The 7413-nt window shown below is 63.2% G+C and carries 7 protein-coding genes; 3 read left to right on the top strand and 4 right to left on the bottom strand.

Features of this window, described 5'->3' with window-relative positions:
• Nucleotides 1-93 precede the first annotated feature (93 nt).
• Nucleotides 94-720 (bottom strand): C40 family peptidase, encoded by a 627-nt coding sequence (locus tag ACN6NG_RS28165; RefSeq protein WP_016502054.1) that lies wholly within the window; start codon nt 718-720, stop codon nt 94-96.
• A gap of 166 nt (nt 721-886) precedes the next feature.
• On the opposite strand from ACN6NG_RS28165, the gene ACN6NG_RS28160 reads away from it, so the two are divergent.
• Entirely contained in the window at nt 887-1303 is a 417-nt protein-coding gene (locus ACN6NG_RS28160) for an NINE protein (protein WP_016502053.1), read from the top strand.
• Nucleotides 1304-1369: 66 nt separating this feature from the next.
• Here ACN6NG_RS28160 and ACN6NG_RS28155 read toward each other — a convergent pair whose 3' ends face one another.
• The 3 genes from ACN6NG_RS28155 to ACN6NG_RS28145 all read right to left on the bottom strand — a co-directional run bounded on the left by ACN6NG_RS28155 (nt 1370) and on the right by ACN6NG_RS28145 (nt 6146).
• Nucleotides 1370-2068 (bottom strand): SPOR domain-containing protein, encoded by a 699-nt coding sequence (locus ACN6NG_RS28155; protein ID WP_016502052.1) that lies wholly within the window; start codon nt 2066-2068, stop codon nt 1370-1372.
• A gap of 1 nt (nt 2069) precedes the next feature.
• The gene (gene argS / locus ACN6NG_RS28150) at nt 2070-3806 is read right to left on the bottom strand and encodes an arginine--tRNA ligase (RefSeq protein WP_353456621.1); all 1737 of its coding nucleotides are present in this window, start codon (nt 3804-3806) and stop codon (nt 2070-2072) included.
• 120 nt (nt 3807-3926) lie between these two features.
• Complete coding sequence (locus ACN6NG_RS28145) at nt 3927-6146, bottom strand: primosomal protein N' (protein ID WP_041167932.1); 2220 nt, start codon at nt 6144-6146, stop codon at nt 3927-3929.
• Between the two features lie 167 nt (nt 6147-6313).
• On the opposite strand from ACN6NG_RS28145, the gene rpmE reads away from it, so the two are divergent.
• Both rpmE and ACN6NG_RS28135 read left to right on the top strand, forming a co-directional pair.
• Complete coding sequence (gene rpmE / locus ACN6NG_RS28140) at nt 6314-6529, top strand: 50S ribosomal protein L31 (RefSeq protein ID WP_016489630.1); 216 nt, start codon at nt 6314-6316, stop codon at nt 6527-6529.
• Nucleotides 6530-6531: 2 nt separating this feature from the next.
• Nucleotides 6532-7353 carry a thermonuclease family protein gene (locus ACN6NG_RS28135; protein ID WP_474317297.1) on the top strand — a complete coding sequence of 274 codons (822 nt, stop codon included), beginning with the start codon at nt 6532-6534 and terminating at the stop codon, nt 7351-7353.
• Nucleotides 7354-7413: the final 60 nt, after the last annotated feature.

Below are 7413 nucleotides of genomic sequence, written 5' to 3'. Positions count from 1 at the left end.
AGCTCCCACAGGTTCACCACAATTCTCGAAAGTTGTGGTGAACCTGTGGGAGCTGGCTTGCCGGCGATAGGGCCGGTACAGGCTGAGCCGGGATTAGCGTTTGGCCAGGTTCAGCTGCTGCTGTTCCTTCGGCAGCACCCGCTTGGCTACTACGTAGTGCTTCTGCCAGTAGGGCTTGCTCAGGTTGTCGATGCTTACCCGCTTGCCACGCCGTGGTGCGTGGATGAAGCGGTCGTTGCCCAGGTAGATGGCAACATGGTTCACCCGGCGGCTCTTGATGTTGAAGAAAATCAGGTCGCCAGGCTTGAGGTCACCCTTGGCCACCTTGACGCCATGGCCCTGGGCCATGGCATTGGAGGTGCGCGGCAGGTCGACGTCTGCGACATCGTTGAAGGCGTATTTCACCAGCCCGCTGCAGTCGAACCCTTTTTTCGGGCTGCTGCCACCCCAAACATAAGGGGTACCGAGCACATTCACGGCGCGGCTGAGCACATCGCTGCTCTGCTTCGGCGACATGGCAGCCACTGGCAAGCCGCGGTTGCTGGCGGCATTGGCTGGGCGTGCGCGTAGAGCGGTCTGCTTGACCGGCGCGTGTTTCACCGAGGCATTGGTGGTATAGCCGGTGAAACCATTGGGAAGACGTTGCTCACGATTGGTGGCGTGGGCGGCCAGGGGCAATAATAGGCAGAGGGTCAGCCATGTCTTGATCAAAGGCGGCATAGATGAAGCTCTTATGAATAGTTATGTGTTGGGCGCGCAACTTTATAACAGCTTTTTGATCAATCTTTGATCCGTTGGTCGATTGCCCAGGTGCCGTACGTCGGCCTGCGACAAGAAAGTCACATTTTTTTTTAGAAAATTTTCGGATAACCCACGAGGGCTATGAATGAATACTTATCAACAGGGGGCGCCCTATCACGACACTCACAGCAAGGTCATCGGTTACCTGCTATGGATTTTCGGCTTCACCGGGTCGCATCGTTTCTACTACGGCAAGCCCATCACCGGCACCATCTGGTTCTTCACCTTGGGCCTGCTGGGCATTGGCTGGTTGATCGACCTGTTCCTGATCCCGGCCATGGACCGTGAAGCAGACCTGCGGTTCCAGTCCGGGCGTATCGACTACAACATCGCCTGGATCCTGCTGACCTTCCTTGGGGTGTTTGGCCTGCATCGGCTGTATCAGGGCAAGTGGATCACCGCGATCATTTACTTCTTTACCGGCGGCTTGTTCCTGGTGGGGGTGCTGTATGACTTCTGGACGTTGAACAGCCAGGTGTCCGAGCGCAACGCCTTGCGTTGAAATGCTTCGCGGGTAATGAAAAAGGCCTTGTCGCACCGAAGCGGCAAGGCCTTTTTTGTTGCTGGGTTACTGCCGGGTCTGCCGTTGTTGCAGCAGCAGGTTGCTGAACCCGGCCCCGGCCAGTTGCTTCTGCGCACCGGTCAGCTGTTCACGGTTGCTGAAGGGCCCGACCAGTACGCGGTACCACGTCTCGTCCTTGACCGTACCCGACTCCACCTTCACCGACTGGCCCAGCAGGATGATCTGCGCGCGGACCTTGTCGGCATCGGCCTGCTTGCGGAACGAGCCAGCCTGCAGGAAGTACTGGGTGGTCGCAGCCGGCTTGATCACCGGTGGTGGCGGTGGCGGGGTCTGGCCCAGCAACGCCGCCTGGGCCCGAGCGGTGTCGATTTTCGCCGCTTCTGCCGGCGTCACCGGGGTCACCGGCTGGGCCGGTACCGGTGGCGTCTTCTCCGGTACCGCTTCTGGCGGCACGATCACCTCAGACTCAGGCAGCAGGGTGTAGAAGTCGTACTTCGGTTTCACCGGCTGCTGCGGGGTGGCCTGCGCAGGCTTGCTGGCTTCGGTCACTTTTTCCGTCTTCTGCTGCTCGGGCTTGGCACGCTTGATGTCATCGCCCCCCGGCTCGAGCTTCATCAGGAACACGATGAACGCGCCGACGGTGAGGCCGACGGCCATCCATACCCAGCCAGGGATCGGCTGTTTGGCCGGTGCCGTCTGGCGGCTGGCGCCGCGTTTTGGGGCGGGTTTTTTCTTGGCAGCCAACTTACATGCGCTCCAGGGTTTCCAGGCCGAGCAGTTCCAGACCTTGTTTGAGGGTGCGGCCGGTCAGGGCGGCCAGGCGCAGGCGGCTTTGCTGTTGCTCCGGGGTTTCGGCGGCGAGGATCGGGCAGTTCTCGTAGAAGCTGGAGAACAGCCCGGCCAGGTCGTACAGGTAGCTGCACAGCACGTGCGGCGTACCTTTTTCGGCGACGCTATTGAGGGTTTCGCCAAACTGCGCCAGGCGCGCAGCCAGGTCCTGCTCGTGGGCGGCCTGCAGCACGATCTTGCCTTCGACTTCGTCAAAGCCCTTGCCCAGCTTGCGGAATACGCCGGCTACGCGGGTGTAGGCGTACAGCAGGTACGGGGCGGTGTTGCCTTCGAAGTTGAGCATCAGCTCGAAGTTGAAGCTGTAGTCGCTGGTGCGGTGCTTGGACAGGTCGGCGTATTTCACTGCGCCAATGCCAACCACTTCGCCGATGTGGCGCAGGTCTTCGTCAGCCAGGGTCGGGTTCTTTTCCTTGACCAGCGCGTAGGCGCGCTCCTTGGCCTCGGTGAGCAGGTCGATCAGCTTGACGGTGCCGCCGTCACGGGTCTTGAACGGGCGGCCGTCGGCGCCGTTCATGGTGCCGAAGCCCATGTGCTCCATCTGCATCGGGTGGCCGACAAAGCCTGCACGGCGTGCCACTTCGAATACCTGGTTGAAGTGCAGGGCCTGGCGCTGGTCGACGAAGTACAGGGCGCGGTCAGCGTTGAGCACGTTGCTGCGATAGCGCACTGCGGCCAGGTCGGTGGTGGCGTACAGGTAGCCGCCGTCGGCTTTTTGCACGATCACTGGCAGGGGTTCGCCTTCGCTGTTCTTGAATTCTTCCAGGAACACGCACTGGGCGCCCTGGTCTTCGACCAGCAGGCCCTTGGCCTTGAGGTCGGCCACCACGTTGGCCAGGTCGTCGTTGTAGGCGCTTTCGCCCATCACGTCGGCCATGGTCAATTTGACGTTGAGCAGCTCGTAAGTCTTCTGGCAGTGCGACAGCGAGATGTCCTTGAAGCGGGTCCACAGGGCCAGGCACTCAGGGTCGCCGGCTTGCAGCTTGACCACCAGGCCACGGGCGCGCGTGGCGAACTCCTCCGATTCGTCGAAGCGCTTCTTCGCCGCCCGGTAGAAGTTCTCCAGGTCCGACAGCTCGTCGCTGGTGATCGGGTTTTCCTGCAGGTAGGCCATCAGCATGCCGAACTGGGTGCCCCAGTCGCCGACGTGGTTCTGGCGAATGACGTTGTCACCCAGGAATTCCAGCACGCGTGCGACGCTGTCACCGATGATGGTCGAGCGCAGGTGACCGACGTGCATCTCCTTGGCCAGGTTTGGCGCCGACATGTCGATGACGACCTTTTCGCGCGGGCCGGCCTTGCGCACGCCCAGGTGGTCATCGGCCAGGGCGGCGTCCAGGCGGTTGGCCAGGGCGTCGGTGTTCTGGAAGAAGTTGAGGAAGCCGGGGCCCGCAATTTCGACCTTGCTGATGTCGGCGCTGGCCGGCAGGGCGTTGATCAGTTTTTCGGCCAGGTCGCGTGGCTTCATGCCTGCCTGCTTGGCCAGCATCATGGCGATGTTGCTGGCGAAGTCGCCGTGGGTCTTGTCCCGGGCGTTTTCCACCTGGATCGCCGGCGACAGCCCTTCAGGCAGCACACCGTCGGTGACGAGTTGGGTGAGGGCTTGCTGGACCAGCTGGCGAATGGTGTCTTTCATGGGGATCTCTTTTCGACCGCAAGCGCGGTGAGCGCCTGGATGCGCAGGTGGAAAAACTGGGCATTATCCGTTGCCGGGAGCGGGTTGCCAACCTTTGGGGCTGCAAAGCAGCGCCAGACGTCAGTACAGGTCGACCGGGTCGACGTCCAGCGACCAGCGTACCTGGCGCCCGCTCGGCATCTGCTCCAACACTAGCAACCAGGCGCTGATCAGTCGATGCAATGGCGCCCGGGTATTGGCCTGTATCAACAGTTGCGCGCGGAAGCGCCCGGCGCGGCGCTCCATGGGCGCCGGCACCGGGCCCAGCAGTTCGATGCCCGGCAGGCGCTGCTCGGCCACCAGGCGTTCGGCGGCGGCGCAGGCTTCGTCAAGGAAACCTTCGGCCTGCCCCGGCTTGTGCGCTTCGGCGCGCAGCAGGGCCAGGTGGGAGTAGGGCGGTAGCCCGGCGGCGCGGCGTTCGTCCAGGGCCTGTTCGGCAAAGGCGAAGTAGCCCTGCTCGGTAAGCTGCACCAACAGCGGGTGGTCGGCCAGGTGGGTCTGGATGATGACCTTGCCTGGCTCTTCGGCCCGCCCGGCGCGCCCGGCCACCTGCACGATCAGCTGCGCCATGCGCTCACTGGCGCGAAAATCACCCGAGAACAGCCCACCATCGGCGTCGAGGATGGCCACCAGGGTCACCCGGGGGAAGTGGTGGCCCTTGGCAAGCATCTGCGTACCGACCAGGATGCTCGGCTGGCCGCGCTGTATGGTAGTGAACAGGTTGTGCATGGCGTCCTTGCGCGCCGTGCTGTCGCGGTCCACCCGCAGGATCGGGTAGTCCGGGAACAGCACCTTCAGGCGTTCTTCGGCGCGCTCGGTGCCCGCGCCGACCGGGCGCAGGTCCACGTGGTTGCACTGCGGGCACTGGTGCGGCAGGCGTTCGTCGTAGCCACAGTGGTGGCAGCGCAGCACGCCAGAACGCTGGTGCACGGTCATGCGTGCATCACAGCGCGGGCACTCGGACAGCCAGCCACAATCGTGGCACAGCAAGGTCGGGGCGAAGCCGCGGCGGTTCAGGAATACCAGCACTTGCTGGCCTGCCTCCAGGGTCTGGCGGATGGCTTGCTGCAGCGGGCCGCTGATACCGCTGTCCAGTGGCAGGCTCTTTACGTCCAGGCGCAGCATGCGCGGCGGGCGGGCGCCACCGGCGCGCTGGTTCATGCGCAGCAGGCGGTAGCGACCGGTCAGGGCGTTGTGCAGGGTTTCCAGCGACGGCGTGGCAGAACCTAGCAGGATCGGAATGTTCTCCTGGTGGGCGCGCACCAGTGCCAGGTCGCGGGCGTGATAGCGCAGCCCCTCCTGCTGTTTATAGGAGCCGTCGTGCTCCTCGTCGATGATGATCAGGCCGGGGTTTTTCATCGGCGTGAACAATGCCGAGCGGGTGCCGATGATGATATCGGCCTCGCCGTCCCGGGCAGCCAGCCAGGCGTCCAGGCGCTCGCGGTCGTTCACCGCCGAATGCAGCAGCGCGATGCGGGCGTTGAAGCGTTGCTCGAAGCGCGCCAGGGTCTGTGGGCCGAGGTTGATCTCCGGGATCAGCACCAGCGCCTGCTTCCCGGCTTCCAGGGTTTCACGAATCAGCTGCAGGTAGACCTCGGTCTTGCCGCTGCCGGTGACGCCGGCCAGCAGGAATGCGCCAAAGCCCCCAAAGCCTTCGCGCACGGCGTCAAAGGCGTCGCGCTGCTCATCGTTGAGCGGCAGTTCCGGCTGCGCCAGCCAGTGTTCGTGGCGTAGCGCCGGCGAGTGCCGGCGGACTTCAATCTGCACCAGCTCCTTGGCCAGCAGCAGGTCGAGGCTGTCCTTGTTCAGGTTGAGCTTGGCCAGCAGGCTGTGGGCCACGCCGTGCGGGTGCTGGGCCAGAGTCTTGAGGGCGTCGCGCTGGCGCGGCGCGCGGGCGATCCGGGGGTCTTCCAGGCGGGCACCGGGGGCAATATGCCAGAAGCGCTCCTGGCGCATCTCGGCAGGTTCGCCCTGGCGCAATAGCGTCGGCAGGGCCCAGCTCAGGGTATCGCCCAGGCTGTGCTGGTAGTACTGGGCGGTCCACAGGCACAGTTTGAATAGCGATGGCGGGATCGGCGATACCGGATCGAGCAGGGCGCTGGCCGGCTTGAGCTTGTCGGCGGGCACCTCGCTCTGTGCGCACACCTCCACCAGCACGCCTATCATCTCGCGGCGGCCGAATGGCACGCGAATGCGCATGCCTGGGGTCAAGGCCTGGCGCGCCATGCTCGCGGGTGCCTTGTAGTCGAACAGGCGACGCAGCGGGGAGGGCAGGGCAAGGCGCAGGATGACGTCGGGCACGCGGAAGGTCTCGGAGGGCGTATCAAAGACTGGCGAGCCTAGCAGACGACGGTCGGTGCAAGCGACAACTTGCACTAGCGCAGCGCTCTGGTATTATTTGCCGCCTAATTACGTGCGGTATTCAACAATTGGTGTTGGATGGCGGCACGCAGCTCGAGGAAGCGACCATGAAAGAAGGTATCCACCCGAACTATGAAGTAGTTGCAGTCACCTGCAGCTGCGGCAACAAGTTCGAAAGCCGTTCGACCCTGGGCAACACCCTGTCGATCGACGTTTGCAACCTGTGCCACCCGTTCTACACCGGTAAGCAGAAAGTCCTGGACACCGGTGGTCGCGTACAGAAGTTCGCCGATCGCTTCGGCATGTTCGGTGCCAAGAAGTAATCATGCGCATGGCGAACCCCTCGGGTTTCGCATTGCTGCAAAAAAAAGCGCCCCTTGTGGGCGCTTTTTTTATGGGCGTCATCTGGCATTTCCCGGCCCTGGCGTTCTGCCCGCTGCCGGAGCAGCCACAGCAAGTGCAGGTACGCCAGGTGGTGGATGGCGATACCTTGCGCCTGGTCGATGGCCGCAGCGTGCGCCTGATCGGCATCAATACCCCGGAAGTCGGCCGCAAAGGGCGCAGCAGCGAGCCCTATGCCGAGGCTGCCATGCGACGCCTTCAAGCATTGGTCAATGCCAGTGACGGCCGCGTCGGGCTGGTGCCGGGCGTTGAGGGAAAAGACAAATATGGCCGCACACTGGCGCATATCTATGGCCTGAATGGAGACAATATTGAAGCACGGTTGCTCAGCGAGGGATTGGGCTACCGCGTGGCAGTTGCCCCCAATGTAAGCCTCAGCGGCTGCCAGCAGGTTGCCGAGCAGGCGGCGCGCAAGGGCGGCGTTGGTGTGTGGCGGCGCTCGCCCGTGGTGCCTGCAGGCAATGTCAGGCAGTCGGGTTTCGCTGTGGTCGGTGGCCGCATCAAGGGTATCGAGCGCAACCGTGGTGGGGTCTGGCTCACCCTGGACGACACTGTGGTGCTGCAGGTTCCCGCTCGTCTGCAACGCAACTTCCCCGCCAGCTTCTTCGATAACCTCAAGGGACGCCAAGTCGAAGCGCGAGGCTGGGTGCTGGACCGTTCCCGCAAGGGCGGCCTGAAGCCTGGGCAGCGACGCTGGGTGTTGCCATTGACCGATCCGAGCATGTTGCAGCGTTTTTCAGGCTAAAAGATGTAGACATTTCGCTATTGGATTGTACACACTGTTAGCCGTATGCCCCCGTGGGTT

It is taken from the genome of Pseudomonas sp. TSO6, assembly GCF_056098905.1.
This window is presented reverse-complemented; position numbering and strand designations above follow the sequence as displayed.